Source organism: Streptomyces sp. NPDC028308 (assembly GCF_055565855.1).
In genome coordinates, this window is sequence record NZ_JBVHTO010000017.1 from 131,473 (window position 1) to 155,774 (window position 24,302).

Sequence of the window (24,302 nt, forward strand, 5' to 3'; positions counted from 1 at the left end):
AGCGCACAAGGTCCCGAAGCCACCCCGCTGCTGCTAGGGCAGCTATATCATTCTGCCCTAAGCACGGTGAGGGGTGGGTCGATTGATCCCGCGTTTGCTCTTGTGATTAGCAGGTTGGGGAGTGGCTCTGCGTCAAGGGGATTCGGCGTTAGCGATCACAGCCCCTCAAGCCCACTCCACACCCCACCGGCACATCAGGTTGTGAGTGAGGTCCCATGATCCGCACGGTTGCCGACCTTCTTTCAGGCATTCTCCGAAGCGAGCTACCTAAACTCGACAGTTCCCCCGTGAAGCATGCCCCTACCATTGGAGACATGTACGAGGGCTTGTCTTCCGATATATTGGATCGTGCCCTTCCGGACGGATTGGGGCTGCGGATAGTATCCGGATTTGCTCGTGATGGTCGAGGGCGCCTTTCCGGTCAACTTGACTGCATGATTGTGCGGGGCGAGGGGGAGCAACTGCCATACACCGACTCGTACGTGTGGCACGTCAAGGACATTATTTCCGTCATCGAAGTCAAAAAAAGACTTCACTCGGCTGAGCTTCGCGACGCATTCGCCCAACTTAGAACGGTAAGTGAAATAGAGGACTATTATTACCGGAGCGGCGACGAGGAATTGGATGACCCTGATCACAGTCTAGCCCCGTCGGTCAGGACTTTTGCCGAAATGACGGGTCGGGTTGCCTGGGATGCCGAAGGACCAGCCGCTCTCACCTATGAAGAGGAGGCTCTATTTCACACACTTGCCCTGGAGCAGGTATCTGCGATTCGAGTCATCCTAGGGATGCACGGATTCAAGAGTGAACAGGCATTCCGGTCGTCAATGGTCGACTTCCTTGAGCAGAATATTGGCAACCTTGGATTCGGTCCGACAAATTTTCCTCAATTGATCATATCGGGGGGTTACTCTCTGGCGAAGGCTAATGGGCGACCTTTTATGGCTCCCCTGGTAGATGGATGGTGGCCATTTTATTTCTCCACGCCAGAAAACCCGCTAAGGCTACTCTTGGAGTTTATTTGGACACGACTAGACGAACTATATGGATTCGGTCAACAACTCTGGGGAGAGGACCTCGAAACGGAAGTCGGCAGGACTCTCCTGAGCTTCCGCGCCACATGCGCCGACGGGAAGAAGGGCTGGCAAGTCCAAGCGCATCAGGTTGACGATGACACACTCAACGGAATTCCGGCGACGAAAGAGTGGAGCCCAGAATTCATCAGAATGGAGGAATATCTAATACTCCTAATGCTCTGCCAAGAGAAAGAAGTTCGTTGCGACGACCCTGTGATACTGTCTTGGCTAGAGTCTCGCGGGGTCCAAATTGATGACGTGCGCAACCGTCTACTTGAGACTCGCCTTGTCGCCTCCTCCGGGAAGCGACTAAAACTCATCACGAAGGAATGCGGGCTGGCGATTCTCCCGGGGGGCGAATATGTCGCCGCAGAAAATAGCACCGGTCGCTTGAATCGTTGGGTCTCTCGTCGAGTCGAAAATATGCGTGAAGACGCCTCTGATGAAAAATAGCGTGAATACTCCTCTTATAGGTCGGCGGAGCGGCTTTGGGCTGGAGCTGCTTTGGGGCGAGTGATCATGGCCCCGTAAGCTTCCGGCGAGTCGGGCAGTCTGTGGACCTGCCCGTTAAAGCACGACGTTGGGGCCATGATCTTAGAGGCTCGCCCCAAAGTGGCTGCCTAAAGCCGTGGAGCCGACCGCCCCAGCCCCAGAGGGTCTCTCTCCCACTTCATGCCCGCAGCCGCCAAGCGCGCCGCCGGGCGCGGCCAGCCGGGGCGCAGACAGGAGGCAGGCCGCGCCGCAGAGGCGGCGCGCGCCCGCGCCGCGCGCGGGCCTTGATGAAGTAGGGAAAGTTCTACCGCACTCATGATCGGCAACCGCTCGATCGTGGCCTGTCGGCTCACTCCTCGACTCGGCTACCGTTCCATCCATGCCTTATGCACTGGACACGCCTCAGGGAGCGGCCGAACTCGCCGAGTCCCTACTTCCCCAGCTCGGGAACCGTTGGCTGCACACGCAGGCTGTGGCCGCTCGGGCTCAGGAAGCCGCTGCCGCTGTGTCCGAGGCTGACCGGGATCTCCTCGTCGCTGCCGCGTGGCTGCACGACATCGGCTACGCACCCGAGCTGCGCGAGACCGGGTTCCATCCCCTCGACGGTGCCCGGCATCTCGAATCGCTGGGTGCGCCGGCGCGTTTGGTGCGACTGGTCGCTCACCACTCGGGTGCCGTGTACGAAGCTGAGCAACGTGGGCTGTCGGCAGAGCTGGCCGTCTACGAGCGGGAAGACTCCCCGGTGCTCGACGCTCTGATCCTCGCCGACATGACCACGGGTCCCGCGGGTCAGTCCTTTGACTTTGACACCCGGATTGACGAGATCTTGGTCCGCTACGAGCCGGGCAGCGAAGTGCACAACGCGATCAGCAACGCGCGCCCGTACCTCCAGGCCGCCGTCGAGCGGACCCTCGGCCGCATGGCTCATCAGCCGATGTAGGGCTCCGCCCGGTCGGCCAAGCCGTGCTCGATCCGCATGCGCATCGACGGGTGGATGTTCAGCTCGTCCAGCCTGCTCGGATCGACGAACGCGACCTCTTTGCTCTCGCTGCTCGTCCGCAGACGGCCGCCGACGATGCGGGCATGGAAGCAGATGGAGAACTGCTGGCGGACCTCGCCGTCGTCGTACGCCATGACGTGTCCAGGGTTCGTGTAGATCCCGATCAGGCCGGTGACCTCGACGTCGAACCCGGTTTCTTCCTTGGTCTCGCGTACAGCCGCGTCGGGTGCTGACTCGCCGAGATCGATGCCGCCACCGGGCAGGGCCCACAGGTCGTTGTCGGTCTTGTGGATCAGCAGGACCTCACCGGCCTCGTTGCGGGCAACGGCGGTCACGGAGGGGACCAGGCTGTTCGCCTTCGGGGCGTTCGGATCGTTGAAGTAGTCGACGCGTGCCATAGGTTCAGCGTTGCACGGTGGGAGCCTCTTATGCCTTCCGGCCCTGGTCCCAGGCGTAATCGAAGCTTCGCATGTAGTGCCGGAACGTCCGTGCTCCCGGCAGGTACTTGAAGTGCATCACCGGGTTCTGCCCTGCGGGAGCTCCCAGGACGTGAGGGTTCACCAGCACGTCGTCATCGAACCGGTAGATCGAGTTGTAGAGGATCGTGTCGTGCAGCCGGACTTCGACGCCGGGTGTCGACATGGCGGGCTGCAAGTACCGGCGAGTGATCCGCGCTCGTGCCGCCAGGTCGTCGCCGATGCCCTCCTCTTCGCCACGCTGCCGGACAGCCGCGGACTCCGGGTCGCCTAGCAGGATGCGGACCTGGGCGCCGGCCTTCGCCTTCTCGGCCAACTGGTCCGGCAGGTCCGGGTGGCTGTCGAAGAGGAACAGTCCCGCGTAGACGAGGATGTCGACCTGGTCCGTCGCCTTTTCGATCAGGGACGACCACAGAGGGGCAGGAACCGCGCCGCGGTGCGGGTAGTACGTGATCAGCTCCGAGGCGCTCGCTTTCTCGGCCTGCTTCTCGACTGAGGGCCAGACGTAGACCTCGTCAACGCCGAGGAAGCTCGCGGCCTTCCAACGGTGCCCCCGGTGCGGCGTCCGGTTCGTGGTGATCCAGCGCTCGACGCTCTTGGGGTCGACTCCGACGTGCTCGGCAACGGACTGGATCGTCTCGCCCTTCGCCGAAATCGCTGCGCGCAGACGCTCGTTCGCCATGGCGTTCCCTTCATTGGGACCCGTAGGGACGTTTTGACGGTAGCTCAGACGTCCCTAAACGTCCAGACGGACCGTGATGCGTCCACCCCCTCTCACGGTCTCCTGATCTCACCGACGAGACGTCGGCCAAAAGCTCACCACAGCAGGAGACAAGACGATGCGTCAGATCCCCGTGGACACCTCCGCCGCGACCGTGATGGTCGCCAAGACCCCGCAGCCCAAGGTCAAGGACCGCCGGACCGGCGAGATCGCCACCGACGCCGAGACCGGCGCGACGATGATGACCGTGGACGTGATGTTCGCGGCGAACGACGAGGTGGAGATCCTGTCCATCGCCGTCCCGGAGCCGGGCATCACCGGCGAACTGGCCATGGGCACGCCGGTCGCGCTCACGGGCCTGATCGCCCGGCCGTGGGAGAACGACTTCAACGGCCAGAAGCGGCACGGCATCGCCTTCCGCGCCGTCGCGGTCACGTCCCTCGCCGCCGCTGCCGCGAACTCCAAGGCTGCCTGATCATGACCGCCTTTACGGTCGCTCTGGTGCTGGTCGTCGCCGCTGCGGGTCTCCTGCGGTGGCGGCGCCCCGCCTGGTACTGGCTGACCTTCGGCGTCACCGTCGCCGCGTTGCGGGTCCTGGTCCGCTACAGCTCCGTCATGGACGCCTGCGGCCTGACGGTCCCGCCCCCGCGCTGGCGCCTGGCCCTGGCTCGGGTCGCCAACCGGCCCATGCCGCAGTCCCGACCGCCGCGCATCCTGCGCTTCCGGCCGACCCGCACCGGCCTGGTCCTTCGGCTGGGCTTGCGCCCCGGTCAGGACGCCTTCGACCTCGCCGCCGCCTCGGACCGGCTGCGCCACTCCTTCTCGATGTACGGCGTCACCTCGCGTGAGGTGCGCTCGGGTGTCGTGGAGGTACGAATGACCGGCTACGACGTCCTCAAGCGGGTGCAGATGCCTGCCAAGGTCGACAGCCGCCCCATGCGAGTCCCCGTCGCCCTACGACAGGACGGCTCGGTGCACTATCGCGACTACCGCGCCGTTCCGCACGCCCTCACCCTCGGCGCCACCGAGTCAGGCAAGTCTGTCTACCAGCGCAACCTGGTCGCAGGGCTTGCCCCGATGGACGTTGCCCTGGTCGGCATCGACTGCAAACAGGGGGTCGAGCTGTTCCCGCTGGCCCGCAGGTTCTCCGCCCTGGCCGATAACCCCGACACCGCCGCCGACCTCCTCGACGCGCTCGTGTCCCGCATGGAAGGCGTCTACCAGCTCATCCGCGCCGAACAGCGCCTCACCGCCGCCGTCCCGGAAGCCGAGATAGCCGCCGACATCTGGGACCTGCCCGAGCACCTGCGGCCCGTCCCGGTCGTCGTCCTGGTGGACGAGGTCGCCGAGCTTGCCCTGTTCGCCAGCAAGGACGAGGAGAAGCGGCGCGACCGCATCATCACCGCCCTGGTCCGCCTCGCCCAGCTCGGCCGCGCGGCCGGCATCTACCTGGAGATCTGCGGACAGCGCTTCGGCTCCGAACTCGGCAAGGGCATCACCATGCTCCGCGCCCAGCTCACCGGCCGCACCGCCCACCGCGTCAACGACGAAACCAGCGCCAACATGGCCTTCGGCGACATCTCCCCGGACGCCGTCCTGGCCGCCATCCAGATCCCCGCCGAACTGCGCGGCCTCGCCGTCGCCGGAGACTCCACCGGAGGCTGGCATCGCATTCGCGCCCCGCACACCTCCCTGCGTCAGGCCGTGAACACCTGCAACCGGCACGCCGACCGCACCCCGGTCCTGCCCGAACTGGCCCCCTTCCGGCCCGAGCTGACCAGCGCCTCCGAGGCCCGGGTGCCGCTTTCCAAGACGGCTCCTGTCACGGCCTGACTCCTCTCGCTCCACGGTCGGCGCGACCGCCCTTCGCGCCACGTCCCTACCCCCGCCATGCCCGATGAAGGGAGAACCCCGCGTCATGTGCCCCGACTGCGAGGACTTCGCCCGCACCGTCCTGCTCCTGGGCCAACTCGCCCTCTACGCCGACACCAGCGGCGCCGACCTCGACTTCGTCGACGTCATCAGCCCTTCCCTGGCCGCCTCGCTCCCGCAGCCGCCGACCGGTGAGGAGTCCTGATGGCCGCCCGCAGTGTCCTGCGCGTCGACGCCGTCTTGGTCCAGGCCGTCATAGCCGGAGCCCTGTCCTTCGCCCACCTTCACGACCTGGCCGCCGCTGCCGGACAGGACGGCTGGAAGGCATGGGCCTACCCGGTCAGCGTCGACCTGCTCCTGGTCGCCGCCTGGCGACGACTGCGGAGCGAGGGTCCGTCCCGGCTGGCCTGGTGCTGGTTCCTCATCGCCCTGTTCGCCTCCCTCGGCGCCAACGTCGCCACAGCCGGATTCCTCGACCTGGCCGACCCGCCCGCCCTGCTCCGCCTCGGCATCGCCGGATGGCCCGCCCTCGCCTTCCTCGGCGGCACCCTCCTCGCCCACTCCGCCGACCCCAACACGCCCACTCCGCCGGCACCCATCCCGACCCCGGAACCCGACCCGACGGAGGACCGCGAACCGGCACCCGGACCCGTGCCGGACCCGGAGCCCGTCCCGGCCCCGGTCGAGGAACCACCGGCGCTTCCGCCCGCCGAACCCGCGCCCGCGGTTCCCGCCGTCCTCATCGACCACGCCCGCAAGGTCGCCGCCGACTACCGCGACCGCACCGGCGCCCCGATCGACACCGAGACCCTCCGCGCCCGCCTCGGCGTCCCGCCCCACCTGGCCGACGCCATCGCCGCTCAACTCGCCTGACCAGGAAGGAGAACCGCTGTGCCCGCCCGTGACCACTTCCACTCCGTAATGCGGATCGGCCCCGTGCAGATCGGCACCCACCGCGACCGCCACGGCCGGACCGCGCATGCCGCCGTGTGCACCGCCGACCGCTGCGGCTGGTCCGCCGACTACTCCAGCCAGACCGCCGCCCAGCTCGCCGCCCGCACCCACCGCTGCCGCGTCCGCTAGGAGATCACCGCCATGCAGGTCCCGCTCTGGTTCGCCCTCGCCGTCGTTGGCTACCTCGGCTGCAAGCTCATCCGCCCGCCGCTCTGGCTCGTCCTGGTGCTCCTTCTCGGCGGCTACCTCATCGCCGACACCCTCCTCGCCCCGGTCATCGACACCGCCATCAAGTAGGGAGAACCCCCATGCTCCGCCCCAAGATCCCGACCATGCCCACGCCGACCGGGCTCGTCTCCCGGCCCGCCGTCGTCGAGCCGACCGCCGTCATCCAGCACACCCCCGTCACGCCCGCCCAGGTCTCGCCCGCCTCGCTGCCCCGGCCAACGGTGCAGCTCACCCCGGGGTCCGTGCTCGCCCTCGTCGGTGGCGGCACGGCCGTGGTCCTGGTCGTCGGCGCCGTCATCGTCTCGATGCTCCTCGCGGTTGCCGTCACCGGCGCCTCGGTCGCCGTCTGCGCCCTGGTTATCCGCTCTCTCATCTCCTCCCAGCACAGCCGCTGAAAGGCCCTGGAGGCGACGCACAAGCCGCCAAGCACGCCGCCGCCTCTGGGACCGCGTCCGGAACGCCAACCGCCATCGCCAGGGAGAACGTCATGGACCTGAACACCGCTGCGAGCATCGTGCCGTTACTCGGCTGGGCCGTGCACGGCGGCATCCTCACCCGCCGTCTCGCCTGCGCCCGCCGGGACCCGCTCACCGGCCTGCACACCCGCGCCGGATGGACCGCCCGCGCCGAACACTGCATCCGCCGGCACCCGAACGCCGCCATCCTCCTGGTCGACCTCGACCACTTCAAGAACCTGAACGACGCCCACGGCCACCCCGCCGGGGACGCCGCCCTCATCGCCACCGCCGAACGCCTGCGCGCCTGGTGCGGACACAACGGCACCGCCGGACGCCTGGGAGGAGACGAATTCGTCGCCGTGATCCGGGAGCTGGCCGCCGTCGACCTCGACGCGCTCACCGCCGCACTGCACCGGCCGCTGCGATACGAAGGCGCCTCGCTGCCGCTGGCCGCCTCGGTCGGCGTCTGCCCCCTCGCGGATCTCGCGGTGCCCGTCCTGACCGATGCGCTCGCTGCCGCTGACGCGGCCATGTACGCCGCCAAGGGCCGCACTCGCCGGGGCTCCCGCACCACGCGCTGAAAGGCCACCGGGTGGCGCACAAGCCGCCAAGCACGCCGCCACCCGGGGCCGTTCCTTCCAACCGCAATCGAAAGGAACCACCATCATGGCCCACCCCAGCCCGCGCCCGCCGAGGATCTGCCCGGCCTGCGACGGCTTCGCCTCCGTCGCCGTCACCCTCGGCAGCCGCGATAACCGTGGCCACCTCCGCACCATCACCGCGCACTGCACGGCCTGCCAGGGCACCGGCATCGCCCCCACCCGCCGCAGCCGGGAGGGCGCCCGTGCCTGAGCAGCTGCTCGACCCGGTCACCCTCGGCGACCTGCTGAGGGTGGCTTCGGCGTCCGACTACGACCGCTGGGAAGACCAGATCCGCCGCACCGGCGGCTGCTCCGACCCCATCCACCTCACCGGCTGGACGCTCACCAAGGACAAGACCACCGGCGAGACCCTGCACCACTACTCCACCGAGAACGAGCCCGGCGGACGACTCCGCCTCGCCTGTGGCAACCGCCGCGCCTCCCGCTGCCCGTCCTGCGCCTGGACCTACGCGGGCGACACCTACCACCTGATCCGCGCAGGCCTCGCCGGAGACGACCGCAGAGACATCCCCGCCGCTGTCCGCGACCATCCCCGCGTCTTCGCCACCCTCACCGCCCCCTCCTTCGGCCCGGTCCACAACCGGCCCGACCGGGGCATCTGCCGCTGCGGCACCCATCACAGCGCCGACGATCCCGCCCTCGGCACAGCCCTCGACCCGAGCACGTACGACTACGCGGGCGCGGTGCTGTTCAACAACCACGCCGGACAGCTCTGGCAGCGGTTCACCAACCGGCTCCGCCGGGAAGTCGCCGCCCGCGCCGGCCTCTCGCAACGGGAGCTGAAAGAAGCCGCCCGGATCTCCTACGGCAAGGTCGCCGAGTTTCAGAAACGGGGCGCACTGCACTTCCATGCCGTGATCCGGCTCGACGGCCCCGACGGACCAGACACCCCGCCTCCGGCCTGGGCAACCGTCGGCCTCCTCGAGGACGCGATCCGGGCCGCCGCCGCGCACTCCTACACCTCGGTCTCCGTCCCGGCCGCCGCCGACCAACCTGCCCGCACCTTCCGCTGGGGCACCCAGCTCGACGTCCGCCCCGTGAAGGCCTTCGGGGACGGCTCCGACATCACGGAACAGGCCGTTGCCTCCTACGTCGCCAAGTACGCCACCAAGGCCGCAGAGAACACCGGCACCCTCGACCGCCGCATCGGCGAACTCTCCGAACTCGACCGCCACGGCGTCCCCGAACACACCCGCCGACTGATCGAAGCCTGCAAGCAGCTCGACCCCCTGTATCCCGATCGTCGCCTGTGGGCTTGGGCTCACATGCTCGGCTTCCGGGGCCACTTCTCCTCCAAGTCCCGCCGCTACTCCACCACCCTCGGCGAACTCCGCCAGGCCCGCGCCGACTACCGCGCCGCCCAGGAACACGCCGCCCTCGGCCTCGACGACCAGGAGCCGGACACCGTCCTCGTCCTCGCCGACTGGCAGTACGCCGGCCACGGCCACACCCCCGGCGAATCCGCCCTCGCCGCCACCATCGCCCGCGGCCTCCAACTCAACCGCGAAACCGCTCGCGAAGCCCTGCAAGACCTGGCCCTGGAAGGAGTCGCCGTATGACCGTTCACGCGCTTCCCGAGCGGTACCTGACCCCGGCCGACGTCGCCGAGCTGCTCGGCGTTCCGGTTGAGACGCTGTACCAGTGGCGGCGGAAGCGCACAGGTCCTCCGGCTTTCCGCGTCGGCCGGCACCTTCGCTACGACCCCGTCCGACTTCGCGAGTGGGTCGACGCTCTGTCCGAAGTGGCCGCCTGATGCCTGGCCACGTGCAAGACCGCTGGTACAGGACCGAAGCGGGTCCGGACGGCAACCCGGTGAAGGTGAAGACCGATCGCTACGGCAGCGGCCTTCGCTACCGAGCCCGATACGTCGGGCCGGACGGCACCGAAAAGAGCCGGTCCTTCCCCGACCGTCAGAAGCGCAAGGCCGAAGAGTGGCTGGCCGAGACGGCGGCCGACATGTCCCGTGGTCAGTACGTCGACCCCAAGGCCGCCCGGACGACCTTCCAGCAGTACGCGGAACGCTGGATCGCCGGGCAGACGACCGACCTGAACACACGCATCGGGACGGAGACCCGTCTTCGGCTGCACGCCTTCCCCCGCATCGGGGCACGTCCGCTCGGCTCCTTCCGCCCAGTCCACATCCGCGAGTTCGTGCGCGACCTGGAGAACGCCTCGATAGGCGGCAGCTACGCCCGCAACATCTACGCCAACGTCCGCGCGGTGTTGTCGGCCGCCGTGGATGACGGCCACCTCGCCCGCAATCCGTGCTCGGCGGCATCGGTCCGTCCGCCGGCCGTTTCGGCCGCCCGAGTCGTGCCCTGGCTCCCGTCCCAGGTGCGCGCGGTCCGCGATGCTCTGCCCGAGCGGTACCAAGCGATGGTCTCCGTGGGCAGCGGCTGCGGTCTCCGGCAGGGCGAGATCATCGGTCTGTCCGAGGATGCCGTGCACGTCGGCGGCGACACGCTGCGGGTTACCACTCAGATCAAGCTGATCCGGGGCGTCGCGGTCTTCGCCCCTCCCAAGGGCAACAAGGAGCGGGACGTACCGCTGCCGTCCTCGGTGGCGGCGGCCCTGCGGCAGCACATGAAGTGTCACCCGCCCGTGGGCATCAAGCTGCCATGGGGCAGGCCGGACGGCCCGCTCACTGAGCGGCGACTGATCTTCACCAACACGGCCGACGGAATCGTCTGGCGGAGCAACTTCAACATCCAGGAGTGGAAGCCCGCCCTTGCGGCCGCCGGCCTCATCCCGGCGCCCGATCCCGGGAAGCCGTACGCCTCCGCCCGGCAACACGGAATGCACGCCCTTCGCCACTTCTACGCCTCGGTCCTCCTGGACGCGGGCGAGAGCATCAAGGCCGTGAGCGAGTACCTCGGGCACTCCGACCCGGCGATGACGCTGCGGGTGTACGCCCACCTGATGCCCACCAGCAGCGAGCGAGCCCGCCGGGCCCTGAATAGTGTCTTCGACACGGCCCAGGAGCCCTGACGGCCCAGAGACGGCCCAGCGGGCACAAGACAGCCCCCTACCGGCGAGAACATCGCTGGTAGGGGGCTTCTTCGTGCCCGGAGTACGTGAGTTCTCCGGGCTTAGGCATGGCTGTACCAGTGTCGCAGATCCAATGGTGTGATCCGGGGGCCGCGTTGCGCCCGGCAGTGGGCCCGGAGTCACTCGGTCACGCGGGGCGCTGTCGCCGGAGGCACACCTACCCCTAGTATCGAACGGGTGTACGAAAACATGTCTCGCCCCATCGTCGTCCAACGCGTCACCGGCACCGGCGGGCGCCGGGTGACGATCCGCGCCCAGGTGGCCGGGCTCGCGCACAGCGACGCCGACGTGGTCGAGTTTCTGCGGCGCGCGGGACTCCCGGACGCCTGGGAGCTGCTGGACGACCCGGACTGGGTGGAGTGGCAGGGCGGCCGGCCGCACGAGTACGGCACGGACTGACGCCGGGACCCGTCCCTACGAAGGAGGGGCCCGCCGTCCTGTGGACAGCGGGCCCCCCGTTCGGAGCAAAGCCTCAGCGGCGCAGGTCAGCCGGACCCCACGAAGAGGACCAGCAGCAGCCACACCACCGGCGCGGTCGGCAGGAGCGAGTCCAGCCGGTCCATGATGCCGCCGTGCCCCGGCAGGAGCGTGCCCATGTCCTTGATGCCGAGGTCCCGCTTGATCATGGACTCGCCGAGGTCGCCGAGCGTGGCGCTGACCGCGACCGCGAGCCCGAGGAGCAGTCCCTGCCACCAGCTGCCGTCGTCGATCAGGAACTCCATGCACAGCGCACCCGCCGCCATGGCGAAGGCGATGGCGCCGCCGAGACCCTCACGGGTCTTGCCGGGGCTGATGCGCGGCGCCAGCTTGTGCGTGCCGAAACGCCAGCCGACGGCGTACGCGCCGGTGTCGCTGACGACGGTGAGCAGCAGGAACGTCAGGACGCGCCAGGGACCGTCGTCGGCCGCCAGCATGAGGGCGACGAACGTGGCGAGGAACGGCACGTAGAAGGCGGCGAAGACCCCGGCCGTGACGTCCTTGAGGTACCCCTCGGGGGGTTCCGTCATCCGCCAGACCAGGACCGCGAGCGCGGTCAGCGCCATCGCCACCCAGGCGCCCTCGGTGCCCCGCGCGTACCCGGCGACGACCATGGCCGCACCGCCGATCGCGAGCGGCACGAGAGGCGCCTTGATGCCCTTGCGCTCGGACAGCCGTGACGTGAGCTCCCACAGGCCCACCACCACGGCGACCGCTATCACCCCGATGAACACGGCCTTGACGACGAACAACGACGCGATGATCACCGCACCGAGCCCGACGCCCACTCCTATGGCCGCGCCCAGGTCACGGCCCGCACTCTTCTTCTGAGGTGCGGGCGCTGGCTGGTGGGCGGCGCTGGGCATGGGCTCCTGCGGACTCTGCGGGTGGTGCGACGGGCCCGCGTAGGGCGCCGCCGATGGTGTCTCGTCGCGGAACAAGGGGCCGCTCAGCCGAGCGGCCCCCCGGTCGTCATCCTGGTCTCCGCCGTATGCGGGTACCTCGGGCACGATGGGCATGGGGCGAGTCTGCTGGGCGTCATGCGCATCGTACGTGGGACCCGCCGGGGCTGCCCCCTGGACAGGCCCCTGCTCGGACGGCCCCCAGTACCCGGCTTGTGGCGGCGCTCCCCAGGAAGAGTCGTTCATCAGACCTCGAGCAGCTCCGCTTCCTTGTGCTTGAGGAGCTCGTCCACCTGGGCCACGTACTTGTGGGTGGTGTCGTCGAGTTCCTTCTCCGCACGGCGGCCCTCGTCCTCGCCGACCTCGCCGTCCTTGACGAGCTTGTCGATCGCGTCCTTGGCCTTGCGGCGCACGGAGCGGATCGACACCTTGGAGTCCTCGGCCTTGGTCCGGGCGACCTTGATGTAGTCCTTGCGGCGCTCCTCGGTCAGCTCGGGGAACACCACCCGGATGATGTTGCCGTCGTTGCTCGGGTTGACCCCGAGGTCGGAGTCACGGATCGCCTGCTCGATGTTGCGCAGCGCGCTCTTGTCGAACGGGGTCACCACGGCCATGCGCGGCTCCGGCACCGAGAAAGAGGCCAGCTGGTTGATCGGCGTCAGCGCACCGTAGTAGTCCGCCACGATCTTGTTGAACATCGCCGGGTGCGCACGACCGGTGCGGATCGCGGCGAAGTCCTCCTTGGCGACCACGACGGCCTTCTCCATCTTCTCCTCGGCTTCGAGGAGGGTCTCTTCGATCACCACTTGCTCCTGCGTGTCTTGAGTAGGCCCGGCAGCTGTTCCTCGTCGGGGTCGGCGGCCGGCTGCGTCGCGTCTTGTTCCTGCACGGTTCCCGACCGGCAGGACATTGTCCATCCCCCGGTCAGGGTCCGTCCCCGCCCGGGTGCGTACCCCGTCGGGGTCCGTCCCCGGTCAGGCCCGGCTGTCCTGGTCACCCACGAGTGTGCCGATCTTCTCACCCTTGACCGCTCGCGCGATATTGCCCTCCGCCAGGAGCTCGAAGACCAGGATGGGGAGCTTGTTGTCCCGGCAGAGCGTGATCGCGGTCATGTCCGCGACCTTGAGGTCCCGGGTGATGACCTCGCCGTAGCCGAGCGCGTCGAACTTGACGGCCCCCGGGTTGGTCTTCGGGTCGGAGTCGTAGACCCCGTCCACGCCGTTCTTGCCCATCAGCAGGGCCTCGGCGTCGATCTCCAGGGCGCGCTGGGCGGCGGTGGTGTCCGTGGAGAAGTACGGCATGCCCATGCCCGCACCGAAGATGACCACACGGCCCTTCTCCAGGTGGCGCACGGCGCGCAGCGGGATGTAGGGCTCGGCGACCTGCCCCATGGTGATGGCGGTCTGCACGCGGCTGTCGATGCCCTCCTTCTCCAGGAAGTCCTGGAGGGCCAGGCAGTTCATGACCGTGCCGAGCATGCCCATGTAGTCGGACCGGGCCCGGTCCATGCCGCGCTGCTGGAGCTCCGCACCGCGGAAGAAGTTGCCGCCGCCGATGACGACCGCGATCTGCGCGCCGCCGCGCACGACGGCCGCGATCTCACGGGCGATCTTGTGCACCACGTCGGGGTCGACGCCCAGTCCGCCGCCACCGGCGAACGCCTCACCGGAAAGCTTCAGCAGAAAGCGTCCGGTGCCTTTGCCGTCGTCGGTCTTCTCGCCGTTGTCGGCCTGGGTGGTGGTCATGAAGATCTCGCCTCTTTACGTGTCGCACATACGAAGAAGGCCATTGCCGGTGGGGTGTTGGCTCCCATACGCGGCAATGGCCTCCTCGTCAGATCTGCTGTCGCCCGTCACGCACGCACGCGTGCCGGCGTACGCGGACGACTGCTGTCGACCCTAGCGGGGTCGCGCGTCGATCGCGGTACGGACTCAGATGCCGACCTTGATGCGCGTGAAGCGCTTCAGGGTGACACCGGCCTCGTCCAGGACCTTCTGGACGGACTTCTTGTTGTCGAGCGCGTACGGCTGACCGAGGAGGGTGGCCTCCTTGAAGAAGCCGTTGACGCGACCCTCGACGATCTTCGGGAGAGCGGCCTCGGGCTTGCCCTCGGCGCGGGTGGTCTCCTCGGCGACGCGGCGCTCGGACTCGACGACCTCGGCCGGGACGTCCTCACGGGAGAGGTACTTCGGCGCGAAGGCGGCGATGTGCTGCGCGATGCCCTTGGCGAGGTCGGCGTCGGCCTTGTCCAGCTCGACCAGGACACCGATCTGCGGGGGCAGGTCGGGCATGGTGCGGTGCATGTACGCGGTGACGTACGCGCCGGAGAACTGGGCGAAGCGGTCCAGGACGATCTTCTCGCCCAGGTTGGCGTTGGCCTCGTCGACGAACGCCTGGACGGTCTTGCCGGCCTCGATCTCGGACGCGAGCAGCGCCTGGATGTCGGCGGGGGACGTCGCGGCGGCGTGCTGCGCGATCTGGTTGGCGACGGCCTGGAACTTCTCACCCTTGGCGACGAAGTCCGTCTCGCACTTCAGCTCGACGAGCACACCGGAGGTGTTGTCGTCGGCGATGATGGAGACCACGGCGCCGTTCTCGGCGGAACGGCCCTCGCGCTTGGCGACGCCCTTCTGGCCCTTGATGCGCAGCGCCTCGACGGCCTTGTCGACGTTGCCGTCGGCCTCGTCCAGCGCCTTCTTGCAGTCCATCATGCCGGCGCCGGTGAGCTCACGGAGCTTCTTGACGTCGGCGGCGGTGTAGTTCGCCATGATTCCTGGAATCTCTCTCGAAGTCTGAAGATCTACGGACCGAACGGCGGGGGCTTCGTGGGCCCCCGCCGTTCGACAACCCGAAAGGGGTGAGGGTCAGGCCTGCTCGGCGTCCGCGGCCGGAGCCTCGGTGGTGGCCTCGGCGGCCTCGGCCGCGGCGGGGGCCTCGGCCTCTTCGGCGTCGGCGACCTTCTCGGTCTCGGCGGAGGTCTGGACCTCGGCGGCCGGGGCCTCGGCAGCGTCCTCGGAGTCCGCCTTCTTCTCGCCCTCGAGCAGGTCGCGCTCCCACGCGGCGAGCGGCTCGCCCGCGGCCTTGTCACCCTCGGCCTTACCGGCGCCGGAGCGGGCGATGAGGCCCTCGGCGACGGCGTCGGCGATCACGCGGGTGAGCAGGGTGACGGAGCGGATCGCGTCGTCGTTGCCCGGGATCTTGTAGTCGACCTCGTCGGGGTCGCAGTTGGTGTCGAGGATGGCGACGACCGGGATGTTGAGCTTCCGGGCCTCACCGACCGCGATGTGCTCCTTCTTGGTGTCCACGATCCAGACGGCGCTGGGCACCTTCTGCATCTCGCGGATACCACCGAGGGTCTTCTCCAGCTTGGCCTTCTCGCGCGAGAGCACGAGAAGCTCCTTCTTGGTCAGACCCGACGCGGCGACGTCCTCGAAGTCGATCTGCTCGAGCTCCTTGAGGCGCTGCAGACGCTTGTAGACGGTCGAGAAGTTGGTGAGCATGCCGCCCAGCCAGCGCTGGTTGACGTAGGGCATGCCGACGCGGGTGGCCTGCTCGGCGATGGCCTCCTGCGCCTGCTTCTTCGTGCCGACGAACATGACCGTGCCGCCGTGGGCGACGGTCTCCTTGACGAACTCGTAGGCGCGGTCGATGTACGACAGCGACTGGAGCAGGTCGATGATGTAGATGCCGTTGCGCTCCGTGAAGATGAAGCGCTTCATCTTCGGGTTCCAACGACGGGTCTGGTGACCGAAGTGGACGCCGCTTTCCAGCAGCTCCCGCATCGTGACGACGGCCATGGCCGTTCTCCTTGAGGTTCTCGGTTGTGCCGCGCGTGCCGGACGGCACTCGCGCCTGACGCCCGCGATGCGCCTTGCCACAAAGGACCGAGGGGCGCTGACACCGGCTTTCGTCGAACGACGTGGGCCGGATGCGGGGCGTGCGAAGTCGACCCGGTGACCCGGATCGCCACAAGAAGTGTACGGGACCCGCGGAGCGCCGGGTGACGCCGATGTCCACAACCGGCGGGTACTCCACAGATCCCGGTCATGATCCGCCCAGGTGCGGGACGGTTCCGGCATGCGAGCGACACAACGCGTCCTCACGTGGCTGGTGTTACTGGCCGTGCTGACGACTCTCCCCACCGAAGCCCCGGCTCCGCCTGTCACCCACGCCATGAGCGCGGCCTTCCTCTCCGCACCGGGCCCGAAGGAAGCTCCGGGCCGACCGGGAAACCCGGCGACGGTCAGTGCGGAGGGGAAGCCGGCGAGGGCCGGGCGGCCGGGGACGGACGCCACCCCGGCCAGGGCGAAGAGCGCGGATACGGCGGAGAGCACGGACACGCCGGAGAACACGTACGCGCCGGAAGGGGGCGCGGCCGGCCCGCCGGGGCCGCACGGAATGCCCGGGGCGCCCGGGATCGACGTCTCGGTGCCGGCGGTGGGCCGCGCCTGGCCGGTGGGCGGGCGTCCCGGTCCGCGCCCCTCGGTTCTACGCGGCTGGGAACCCCCGGTCACGGCGTACGGCCGCGGCCACCGGGGCGTGGACCTGGCCGCGGCACCGGGCGATGCCGTACGGGCGGTCGCCCCCGGCCGGGTCTCCTTCGCGGGCCGGGTCGCGGGACGCGGAGTCGTCTCGGTCGAGCTCTCGGGGACGGGCGACCCTCCCCTGCGCACGACGTACGGCCCGGTCGAGCCCTCGGTGAAGAAGGGCGACGAGGTGGCAGCGGGAGCAGTGCTCGGCACCCTGGGCCCGGCGACGGACTCGCACTGCGCCACGACATGCCTGCACTGGGGCCTCCTGCGCGGCGGCACCTACGTGAATCCGCTCTCGCTGCTGCCACCCTGGCTCTTGCGCGCAGGCCCACCCCGCCTGCTCCCGGTCCCATGACCGCCGCCAGGGTGACCGGAGAGGCAACCGGCGGCCCAGCTACCGACAGGCACCGACAGCATCTCCGCCCGCCGTCCGCTGCCCGCCGTCCAGCCACCTCACGAACGAACGGCCAGGGCCGCCCCGCCCACCCCCAGCTCACAGAGGATTACGCACCCCTACGAGCCTCCGAAACTCCCGGAAAACCCCGTCAGCCGCGAACGCCCCGCAGCGCCATCGCGACCGCCGCGTCGGTGATCGCGTCGGGATCCTCGGCCGCCCCCAGCTCGATGCGCCGTACGGCGGCGTCCACGATCCCCTGAAGCAGCATGGCCGCGAGGCGCGGCTCCGTGTGCCCCATGGCCCGCAGCGCCTCCCCGATCATCGCGACGAGCCCGCCGTGCGCCGCGCGGATCTTCTCGCGGGCGCCCGCGTCCAGCTCGCTCGCGGAGATGGCGACCACGGCCCGGTGGCGTCGGTCGCCGACGAGGGCCAGCTGCCTCCGGACGTACGCCTCCACCTTGCCCTCGGGCCCATCCGCCGCGGCCATCGCGGCCTCCACCTCGGCCGCCCAGACGGGGAAGTCGACCTCGCAGAGTTCCTGGACGACGGCCGCACGGGACCGGAAGTACTCGTAGACGGAGGACCGGGCCAGTCCCGTCCGCTCGGCGAGAGCGGGGAAGCTCAGCGCCTCCGTCCCGCCCTCGGACAGCAGGGACCGCGCCGCGTCCAGCAGGGCGGCTCGCTGCATCGACCGGTGCTCGGCCACGGAGGCCGCTCGAATCCTTGGCACGTCAACCACTTTACGGACGGACCGCCGAGGACGGGAGTCACTTCCGCCCACCCGGCCGAGCACAGACCTCCGGCACGCCCTCCGCCGAGCCGGACACGGTAGGGGTGCCGAGGAGGGGCCTCCAGTGCCCACGGCCCCCGGACCGGGCCGGGAGGAGGGACGATTCAGCTCAGCGGTGGCCGCGACGCCGGCCCGTCCCCGCGCCCCCGTGTCAGCGTCGTGTCAGCGGCCGAAGCTCGCCAGTTTCGCGCGCAGCTGGAGCACGGACTTGGTGTGGATCTGGCTCACCCGGCTCTCGGTCACCCCGAGGACGTTGCCGATCTCGGCGAGCGTGAGGCCCTCGTAGTAGTAGAGGGTGACCACGGTCTTCTCCCGGTCGGGCAGCGTGTTGATCGCCCTGGCCAGAAACCGCCGCAGCTCCCGGTCCTCGGCGACCTCCACGGGATTGTCGGCGGCCGTGTCCTCCAGGGTGTCCATGAGGCTGAGGCGGCCGCCGCCCTCGCCCCCGACATGCAGCAGCTCCTCCAGGGCGACCACGTTCGCCAGCGACAACTGGCTGAACACGGCGTGCAGTTCGTCGACCCCGACACCCATCTCCGAGGCGACCTCGCCCTCGGACGGCGTACGTCTGAGCCGGGCCTCCAGCGTCGCGTACGCCCGCTCCACGCTGCGCGCCTTCTGCCGCACCGAACGGGGGATCCAGTCGAGCGCACGCAGCTCGTCGATCATCGCTCCGCGGATCCGCGTGATCGCGTACGTCTCGAACTTGATCTCCCGCTCGATGTCGAACTTCTCGATGGCGTCGATCAGCCCGAACACCCCGGACGAGACGAAGTCCGCCTGCTCCACGTTGGCCGGCAGCCCGACGCTGACCCGCCCCGCCACGTACTTCACCAGGGGCGAGTAGTGCAGGATCAGCTGCTCCCGCAGGCGCTCGTCCCCCGTCGCCTTGTACGACCGCCACAGCTCCTCGACCGTCGAGGGTGCGGGCGGGCGCACGCTGCCGCGGGCGGCGGGGGGAACCGCCGTCCGGTCAGACCCGGAGGTGTGCTGGGGCATTCGTCGCCTTGTGCCGTTCTGCCGTGAACTGGGTGTGCCTGGGTGAGCGTCGGTCTGATGTCGAGTTGCAGTGTCTGCGTCGGGATCCTTGTGAGCGTAGCGTGACTGAGGTGTCGCAGTGAGCGAAGGACCGGGGATCACCCGCACGCGAACGCGGGTCGCCCGGGCCCGCTCCGGGGCTCGTCCGTCGCACTGTGTGATCACCTGGAGACGTCAACTATGGGAATTGCCAAGGCTGTCGGGGATCGCCCGGACGGCCGAACGCACCCGGTCAACACCGACCGTGACCTTCGTGAACGGAGATCATCGCCTGGCGTGTCAACTTCCAGCCGTCGCCGTGTCGTTCGACGAAACCAAGTGCTCGGAGTTCGTACAGTCTCCCGATCGCGTCGTCCCCCGTCGTGCCCGCGCCGCGCGCGATCACGTCCGCGGTGGCGGTGCCCCGGCCGGGCAGCGCGGACAGCACAAGCCGGGCCGCCGGGTCCAGCAGGTCGCGCGGCAGCACGGGCCCCCGCCGCTCCGGGGCCAGCTCGCCCATGTCCCCGACCAGCTCGACCACTTCCCCGGCGTCACTGACCAGGACCGCCTCTCCGCGCAGGAGTTCGTGGACGCCCGCCGACAGGCCGCTGGTGGCGGGCCCCGGGACCCCCATCGCGAACCGGCCGAGCCTGAGCGCGGCCCGGGCCGTGACCAGGGCGCCGCTGCGGTACGCGGCCTCCACGACGACCGTGCCCCGGGTGAGTGCGGCGATGATCCTGTTCCGCTGGATGAATCTGCTGGGCGTCGGGTGATCGCCGGGCGGCAACTCCCCGACGACCAGGCCCTGTTCGGCGATCCTGGTGATCAACTGGGTGTGGCCGCGCGGGTAGGGGCGGTCCACGCCGCAGGCCAGCACGGCGACGGTGGCACCGCCCGCCCCCAGCGCGCCCCGGTGCGCGGCGCCGTCCACCCCGTACGCGCCGCCCGAGACGACCACCCAGCCGCGCTCGGCGAGCTCCGCGCCCAGGGTCGCCGCCATGTGCGCCCCGTACTCGGTACAGGCCCGGGCGCCCACGACCGCGACGGACCGCAGCGCCCACATCCGCAGGCTGGGTCGGCCCCGCACCCACAGTCCGGTGGGTCGGCCGTCCCCGAGGTCGTCGAGCTGTGCGGGCCACTCGCCGTCACCGGGGCACACGTAGCGCACTCCGGCCTCCCCGGCGCGCTCCAGATCCCGCTCCGGGCGCACGAGGGCGGCTCGGCCCCGCAGCCCCTCCCACCGCGTGTACGTGACTCCCGGCAGCGGGTCCCCACCGTCCACCAGGCGGCGGGCCACCGCCACGGCGCCGTACTCCCGCACCCAGCGCCCGCCCGTCTCGTCGCCCGGTTCCAGGACCCGGGAGAGGGTGACCCGGGCGAGCCGCTCCTCGTCCGTCACGACCGGGCGCCGATCATCATCGGCACGCCCCGGGGGACGCCGGTGCGCAGTTGCAGGGCCAGGGCGACGTCGTCGGCGTCCGGCCGGTCGTGGCCCGACAGGTCGGCGACGGTCCAGGCCACGCGGAGCACCCGGTCCAGGCCGCGGGCGGTCAGCATCCCGCGCTCCAGTCCCCGCTCGGCCTCGTCCATGGCTCCCGGTACGGCCTGCCAGCGACCGCGCAGCTCCCGTCCCGGCACCTCGCTGTTGGTGTGCCACGGGGTCCCGGTGAGGCGGGCCACACACCGCTCACGCGCCGCGCGCACCCGGTCGGCGACGGTGCGCGTCGTCTCGCCGCGCGCGCCGAGCGCGGTCAGTTCGGAACGGGTGACCGCCTCGACCTCCACGCGCAGGTCGACCCGGTCGAGGAGTGGCCCGGAGAGCCGGGACTGGTAGCGGCGGATGGCCGAGGGCGGGCACTCGCAGTGATCGCCGCTCACGCTGAAGCGCCCGCAGGGGCAGGGATTGGCCGCGAGGACCATGAGGAACTTCGCCGGGAAGCGCACCACGCCCGCGCTCCGGGCGATCACCACGTGCCCCGCCTCCAGGGGCTGGCGCAGCGCGTCGAGGACGAAGCCGCTGAACTCCGGCGCCTCGTCCAGGAAGAGCACCCCGCGATGCGACAGCGAGACCGCTCCGGGCCGCGCCAGCCCCTTTCCGCCGCCGACGAGCGACTGCATGGTCGCGGAGTGGTGGGGCGCGCAGTAGGGCGGGACGTCCACGAGCGGCCGGCCCGGCGGGAGGAGACCCGCCACGGAGTGGATCGCCGTCACCTCCAGGGACTCCTGCCGGCTCAGGCGGGGCAGGATGGCGGGCATCCGCTCGGCCAGCATCGTCTTCCCCGCGCCCGGGGGTCCTTGCAGGTAGACGTGGTGGCCGCCCGCGGCGGCGACCTCCATCGCCGTGCGCGCCGACAGCTGGCCGACCACGTCGGCCAGGTCGTGGCCCTGGTCGTGCTCGGGCACGGCGATGCCGCACAGCCCGGTGGCCTCGCCCGTGCCGGGTACGCGCAGGCCGGCCAGCAGAGGGTCCGGCCTGCCCAGCTCGTCCGGGGTCTCGTCGGGCACCGGCTCGTCGGTGAGGACGGCGATGAGCTGGCGCAGGCTGCGGACGCCGAGCACGGAGATCCCGGGGACGAGGGAGGCCTCGGCCGCGGCGCACTCCGGGACGACCACTTGCTCGTAGCCCGCGTCGGCGGCGGCGAGGACCGCGGGCAGCACGCCGCGGACCGGGCGCACCCGTCCGTCGAGTCCCAGCTCACCGACCATCACGATGTCCGCGAGCACCCGGGGGTCGATCCGCTCGGCGGCTCCCAGCACCGCGCAGGCGACGGCCAGGTCGAAGCCCGAACCGCCCTTGGGGACGGACGCGGGACTCAGGCCGACCGTGAGCTTCTTCTGCGGCCAGGCGCTGCCGGAGTTCACCACGGCGGCCCGCACCCGGTCCCGGCTCTCGGTGAGGCTCTTGTCGGGCAGGCCGACCAGGGTGAAGGCCGCGACGCCCGGTTCCAGATCGGCCTGCACCTCGACGACGACGCCCTCCACGCCGACCAGGGCCACCGCACACGTACGCGCGAATCCCATCAGGCCACCCCCCGCACGTGCTCCACGACGGGGGCGCCGCGGTCGGGCAGGACGACGCCGACGAGGTCGATGCGGACCCCGCCGGGCGGTGCTCCGCCGTGCTCCTGGACCCAGCACTCGGCCAGGCTGCGCAGCCGTCCCGCCTTCACCGGCGTCACGGCCGCCATCGGGTGCTCGAAGGCACCCGCCCTGCGGGTCTTGACCTCGCAGACGACGAGCGCGTCGCCGTCGCGGGCCACGATGTCGATCTCACCGGTCCGGCCGGCGCGCCAGTTGCGCGCCAGGACGGTCATTCCGGTCTCGGTCAGCCGTCGTGCGGCGAGGTCCTCGCCGTACCTGCCGAGTGCGCCGCGTGCCGTATGCGTGTTCATGTGGGCACCACCTCCGGCACCCACACTGCGGCCGCGGCGGTCCCCTGTTGGATCTTGGTGGACGGCCGCTCGATTGTGGACAACTGCGTCACCCACACGAGCGACCCCCACCGGCCCCGCCGGGAGCTCAGCCCCGCGTTCAGCCGCCGGGCAGCTCCAGGTCGCTCTTGTTCAGCTCCTCGATGTTCACGTCCTTGAAGGTGAGGACCCGCACCTGCTTCACGAACCGAGCAGGCCGGTACATGTCCCACACCCAGGCGTCCGCCATGGACACCTCAAAAAAGACCTCACCCTGGACCGAGTGCACCTGCATCTCGTAGTCGTTGGTGAGGTAGAAGCGCCGTTCGGTCTCGATCACGTATTTGAACAGACCGACGACATCGCGGTACTCCCGGTAGAGCTTCAGCTCCATCTCGGTCTCGTACTTTTCGAGGTCCTCGGCGCTCATGGCATGTTCCCCTTCAGCCGTGCGTCCCCCCATTGTGCGCCAGCCCCGCGAGCCCCTAGACGATTTCGGTGTCGAGGACCTCGGGTCTGGCCGGGGGGCCTTCGTCGAGCAGCCTGCGCAGCAGCCCGGCGAGTCTGGTCGGATACACCGTCTCATGTGCCTCGGTCAGTTCCCGGCACGTCCACCAGCGCGCTCCGGCGACACTGCGCCGTTCCAGTTCCGTCAGCCCCGCGGCGACGGTCGCCGTCTGGGCCGTACGGGCCAGGAAGTACCACTCGTCCTGGTCCCAGCGGCGTCCGGCGAACGGAAAGGAGCACCTCCGCCGCCACAGCACCGGACCCAGTTCGACCTCGGTGATGCCGGTCTCCTCGGCGAGTTCCCGCAGAGCGGCCTCCTCGCGCGTCTCCGCGCCCTCCAGGCCGCCGCCGGGCGTGAACCACCAGTCGTCGGCCGGGTCCTCGGGTTCGTGCCCGTGCAGCAGCAGGATGCGGTCCCGCGGGTCCAGCAGCACCACCCGGGCGACCTTGCGCAGCCCGCCCTCGTACGCGTCCTGCGCCGGTCCGCCGTGCGACGGCTCAGCGGGCACCGGCGAGCTCCGTCCGGGCCCGGCCCCGCCGGCCGGCGCGCTTGGCGACGGGGCCGTAGGCGGCGCCTCCGAGGACGAGCACCGCACCGGCCACCACTGCGGCGAGCACCAACCGCAGCGGGCCGGGCGAGGAGATCGTGCCGAGGGCCTCGAAGCCGCTGGGCCGCTCCAGCATGCCGTTCATCGGCCAGACCACGGCGTCCACCCGCCCCTTCACCGCGCTGCGCGGCACCGTGCCGTTGAAGGCCTCGGTGAGATGGGCCGTCGAGTCCAGGGAGCCGCTGCGCTCGTCACCGAGCAGGAACAGCCGCCCCTTCGGGACCTCGATCGCCGGTATCTTCTTCGACTCGGCGGCCTGGCCCTTGGGCAGATACGGTTCCTCGATCCGCTTGCCGTTGACCGTCAGCCGGTCGTCGGTGCAGCAGGCGACCGTGTCCCCGCCGACCGCCACGACCCGCTTGACCATGGGCATGTCGCCCCAGGTCTTCTGCTTGAAGACGACCACGTCACCGCGCCGGATGTCACCGCCGTCGATCCGCTCGGCCAGGACGCGGTCACCGGCCGCGATGGTCGGCGTCATGGACTCCGTCGGCACGGTGTACGGCTGGTAGACGATCGCGCCCCAGACGAATCCCCCGAGGAAGAGCACACAGCCGAGGGCCACGGCCAGTCCCGACAGCGTGCTGCCGAGCCGTCCGTGGCCCTCGTCCGTACGACCTGTCGTCCTGCTCATCCCAGTGCTCCCCAACTCGGAGAATCGATCTCGCGGCCCGG

31 protein-coding genes are annotated in these 24,302 nt (G+C 69.8%); 16 read left to right on the forward strand and 15 right to left on the reverse strand.

Annotated features, from left to right (window positions below):
• Positions 1-215 precede the first annotated feature (215 nt).
• Both ACZ4VA_RS34845 and ACZ4VA_RS34850 read left to right on the forward strand, forming a co-directional pair.
• A complete protein-coding gene (locus ACZ4VA_RS34845) occupies positions 216-1,529 on the forward strand; it encodes a DUF6602 domain-containing protein (RefSeq protein WP_468083967.1) in 1,314 nt (437 codons plus the stop codon).
• A gap of 418 nt (positions 1,530-1,947) precedes the next feature.
• Positions 1,948-2,508, forward strand: coding sequence for an HDIG domain-containing metalloprotein (locus ACZ4VA_RS34850; RefSeq protein WP_468083969.1), 561 nt, complete (start codon positions 1,948-1,950; stop codon positions 2,506-2,508).
• Here the strand turns inward: ACZ4VA_RS34850 and ACZ4VA_RS34855 are convergent.
• Both ACZ4VA_RS34855 and ACZ4VA_RS34860 read right to left on the reverse strand, forming a co-directional pair.
• Positions 2,496-2,966 (reverse strand): NUDIX hydrolase, encoded by a 471-nt coding sequence (locus ACZ4VA_RS34855; RefSeq protein WP_468083971.1) that lies wholly within the window; start codon positions 2,964-2,966, stop codon positions 2,496-2,498. The genes ACZ4VA_RS34850 and ACZ4VA_RS34855 overlap by 13 nt on opposite strands.
• A 28-nt stretch (positions 2,967-2,994) precedes the next feature.
• Positions 2,995-3,726, reverse strand: a complete 732-nt coding sequence (locus ACZ4VA_RS34860) for an XRE family transcriptional regulator (protein ID WP_358853923.1) — start codon at positions 3,724-3,726, stop codon at positions 2,995-2,997.
• Between the two features lie 157 nt (positions 3,727-3,883).
• On the opposite strand from ACZ4VA_RS34860, the gene ACZ4VA_RS34865 reads away from it, so the two are divergent.
• The 13 genes from ACZ4VA_RS34865 (at position 3,884) to ACZ4VA_RS34925 (ending at position 11,386) form a co-directional block, all read left to right on the forward strand.
• Positions 3,884-4,240 carry an SCO3933 family regulatory protein gene (locus tag ACZ4VA_RS34865; protein ID WP_358853924.1) on the forward strand — a complete coding sequence of 119 codons (357 nt, stop codon included), beginning with the start codon at positions 3,884-3,886 and terminating at the stop codon, positions 4,238-4,240.
• Positions 4,241-4,242: 2 nt separating this feature from the next.
• A complete protein-coding gene (locus ACZ4VA_RS34870) occupies positions 4,243-5,598 on the forward strand; it encodes an FtsK/SpoIIIE domain-containing protein (protein ID WP_468083973.1) in 1,356 nt (451 codons plus the stop codon).
• Positions 5,599-5,683: 85 nt separating this feature from the next.
• On the forward strand, positions 5,684-5,842 hold the full coding sequence (locus tag ACZ4VA_RS34875) for a hypothetical protein (RefSeq protein ID WP_358853926.1): 159 nt from the start codon (positions 5,684-5,686) through the stop codon (positions 5,840-5,842).
• The gene (locus ACZ4VA_RS34880) at positions 5,842-6,510 is read left to right on the forward strand and encodes a DUF2637 domain-containing protein (protein ID WP_468083976.1); all 669 of its coding nucleotides are present in this window, start codon (positions 5,842-5,844) and stop codon (positions 6,508-6,510) included. The genes ACZ4VA_RS34875 and ACZ4VA_RS34880 overlap by 1 nt, the downstream gene beginning before the upstream one ends.
• A gap of 18 nt (positions 6,511-6,528) precedes the next feature.
• The gene (locus ACZ4VA_RS34885) at positions 6,529-6,720 is read left to right on the forward strand and encodes a mobile element transfer protein (protein WP_356169374.1); all 192 of its coding nucleotides are present in this window, start codon (positions 6,529-6,531) and stop codon (positions 6,718-6,720) included.
• Between the two features lie 12 nt (positions 6,721-6,732).
• Entirely contained in the window at positions 6,733-6,888 is a 156-nt protein-coding gene (locus tag ACZ4VA_RS34890) for a hypothetical protein (protein WP_189264482.1), read from the forward strand.
• Positions 6,889-6,899: 11 nt separating this feature from the next.
• Positions 6,900-7,214, forward strand: coding sequence for a SpdD-like protein (locus ACZ4VA_RS34895; protein WP_468083977.1), 315 nt, complete (start codon positions 6,900-6,902; stop codon positions 7,212-7,214).
• A 92-nt stretch (positions 7,215-7,306) separates the two neighbouring features.
• Complete coding sequence (locus ACZ4VA_RS34900; protein WP_468083978.1) at positions 7,307-7,858, forward strand: GGDEF domain-containing protein; 552 nt, start codon at positions 7,307-7,309, stop codon at positions 7,856-7,858.
• An 85-nt stretch (positions 7,859-7,943) separates the two neighbouring features.
• The gene (locus tag ACZ4VA_RS34905) at positions 7,944-8,129 is read left to right on the forward strand and encodes a hypothetical protein (RefSeq protein ID WP_468083979.1); all 186 of its coding nucleotides are present in this window, start codon (positions 7,944-7,946) and stop codon (positions 8,127-8,129) included.
• On the forward strand, positions 8,122-9,498 hold the full coding sequence (repSA, locus tag ACZ4VA_RS34910) for a replication initiator protein RepSA (protein ID WP_468083980.1): 1,377 nt from the start codon (positions 8,122-8,124) through the stop codon (positions 9,496-9,498). Before ACZ4VA_RS34905 ends, repSA begins: the two co-directional genes overlap by 8 nt.
• Positions 9,495-9,692, forward strand: a complete 198-nt coding sequence (locus ACZ4VA_RS34915) for a helix-turn-helix domain-containing protein (protein ID WP_468083981.1) — start codon at positions 9,495-9,497, stop codon at positions 9,690-9,692. The genes repSA and ACZ4VA_RS34915 overlap by 4 nt, the downstream gene beginning before the upstream one ends.
• Positions 9,692-10,927 carry a tyrosine-type recombinase/integrase gene (locus ACZ4VA_RS34920; RefSeq protein ID WP_468083982.1) on the forward strand — a complete coding sequence of 412 codons (1,236 nt, stop codon included), beginning with the start codon at positions 9,692-9,694 and terminating at the stop codon, positions 10,925-10,927. The genes ACZ4VA_RS34915 and ACZ4VA_RS34920 overlap by 1 nt, the downstream gene beginning before the upstream one ends.
• Before the next feature lie 249 nt (positions 10,928-11,176).
• Positions 11,177-11,386 (forward strand): hypothetical protein, encoded by a 210-nt coding sequence (locus ACZ4VA_RS34925; RefSeq protein WP_355779973.1) that lies wholly within the window; start codon positions 11,177-11,179, stop codon positions 11,384-11,386.
• An 86-nt stretch (positions 11,387-11,472) separates the two neighbouring features.
• Here the strand turns inward: ACZ4VA_RS34925 and ACZ4VA_RS34930 are convergent, their stop codons facing one another.
• From ACZ4VA_RS34930 to rpsB, 5 genes are all read right to left on the reverse strand, one after another.
• Positions 11,473-12,612: a phosphatidate cytidylyltransferase gene (locus tag ACZ4VA_RS34930; protein WP_355779970.1), complete on the reverse strand. Its 1,140-nt coding sequence runs from the start codon at positions 12,610-12,612 to the stop codon at positions 11,473-11,475.
• Complete coding sequence (gene frr / locus ACZ4VA_RS34935) at positions 12,612-13,169, reverse strand: ribosome recycling factor (protein WP_121406225.1); 558 nt, start codon at positions 13,167-13,169, stop codon at positions 12,612-12,614. Before frr ends, ACZ4VA_RS34930 begins: the two co-directional genes overlap by 1 nt.
• A gap of 171 nt (positions 13,170-13,340) precedes the next feature.
• Positions 13,341-14,111: a UMP kinase gene (pyrH, locus tag ACZ4VA_RS34940; protein ID WP_355779967.1), complete on the reverse strand. Its 771-nt coding sequence runs from the start codon at positions 14,109-14,111 to the stop codon at positions 13,341-13,343.
• A 186-nt stretch (positions 14,112-14,297) separates the two neighbouring features.
• Positions 14,298-15,134, reverse strand: a complete 837-nt coding sequence (gene tsf, locus ACZ4VA_RS34945; RefSeq protein ID WP_355779964.1) for a translation elongation factor Ts — start codon at positions 15,132-15,134, stop codon at positions 14,298-14,300.
• A gap of 96 nt (positions 15,135-15,230) precedes the next feature.
• Positions 15,231-16,163: a 30S ribosomal protein S2 gene (gene rpsB / locus ACZ4VA_RS34950; protein ID WP_355779961.1), complete on the reverse strand. Its 933-nt coding sequence runs from the start codon at positions 16,161-16,163 to the stop codon at positions 15,231-15,233.
• Positions 16,164-16,443: 280 nt separating this feature from the next.
• Between rpsB and ACZ4VA_RS34955 the strand changes: the two genes are divergently transcribed.
• A complete protein-coding gene (locus ACZ4VA_RS34955; RefSeq protein ID WP_388906732.1) occupies positions 16,444-17,253 on the forward strand; it encodes a murein hydrolase activator EnvC family protein in 810 nt (269 codons plus the stop codon).
• Positions 17,254-17,443: 190 nt separating this feature from the next.
• On the opposite strand, the gene ACZ4VA_RS34960 is transcribed toward ACZ4VA_RS34955, so the two are convergent.
• The 8 genes from ACZ4VA_RS34960 to lepB form a co-directional block, all read right to left on the reverse strand.
• Entirely contained in the window at positions 17,444-18,001 is a 558-nt protein-coding gene (locus tag ACZ4VA_RS34960) for a TetR/AcrR family transcriptional regulator (RefSeq protein ID WP_355792680.1), read from the reverse strand.
• Positions 18,002-18,247: 246 nt separating this feature from the next.
• Positions 18,248-19,084: an RNA polymerase sigma factor WhiG gene (whiG, locus tag ACZ4VA_RS34965; RefSeq protein ID WP_355792683.1), complete on the reverse strand. Its 837-nt coding sequence runs from the start codon at positions 19,082-19,084 to the stop codon at positions 18,248-18,250.
• 271 nt (positions 19,085-19,355) lie between these two features.
• Positions 19,356-20,501, reverse strand: a complete 1,146-nt coding sequence (gene dprA / locus ACZ4VA_RS34970; RefSeq protein WP_356243138.1) for a DNA-processing protein DprA — start codon at positions 20,499-20,501, stop codon at positions 19,356-19,358.
• Complete coding sequence (locus ACZ4VA_RS34975) at positions 20,498-22,123, reverse strand: YifB family Mg chelatase-like AAA ATPase (protein WP_389391744.1); 1,626 nt, start codon at positions 22,121-22,123, stop codon at positions 20,498-20,500. The genes dprA and ACZ4VA_RS34975 overlap by 4 nt, the downstream gene beginning before the upstream one ends.
• Positions 22,123-22,494 carry a YraN family protein gene (locus ACZ4VA_RS34980; RefSeq protein ID WP_388906740.1) on the reverse strand — a complete coding sequence of 124 codons (372 nt, stop codon included), beginning with the start codon at positions 22,492-22,494 and terminating at the stop codon, positions 22,123-22,125. The genes ACZ4VA_RS34975 and ACZ4VA_RS34980 overlap by 1 nt, the downstream gene beginning before the upstream one ends.
• 139 nt (positions 22,495-22,633) lie before the next feature.
• Positions 22,634-22,942: a DUF2469 domain-containing protein gene (locus tag ACZ4VA_RS34985; protein WP_003965949.1), complete on the reverse strand. Its 309-nt coding sequence runs from the start codon at positions 22,940-22,942 to the stop codon at positions 22,634-22,636.
• A 55-nt stretch (positions 22,943-22,997) separates the two neighbouring features.
• Complete coding sequence (locus ACZ4VA_RS34990) at positions 22,998-23,528, reverse strand: NUDIX hydrolase (RefSeq protein ID WP_356171971.1); 531 nt, start codon at positions 23,526-23,528, stop codon at positions 22,998-23,000.
• The gene (lepB, locus tag ACZ4VA_RS34995) at positions 23,518-24,261 is read right to left on the reverse strand and encodes a signal peptidase I (RefSeq protein ID WP_356243148.1); all 744 of its coding nucleotides are present in this window, start codon (positions 24,259-24,261) and stop codon (positions 23,518-23,520) included. Before lepB ends, ACZ4VA_RS34990 begins: the two co-directional genes overlap by 11 nt.
• Positions 24,262-24,302: the final 41 nt, after the last annotated feature.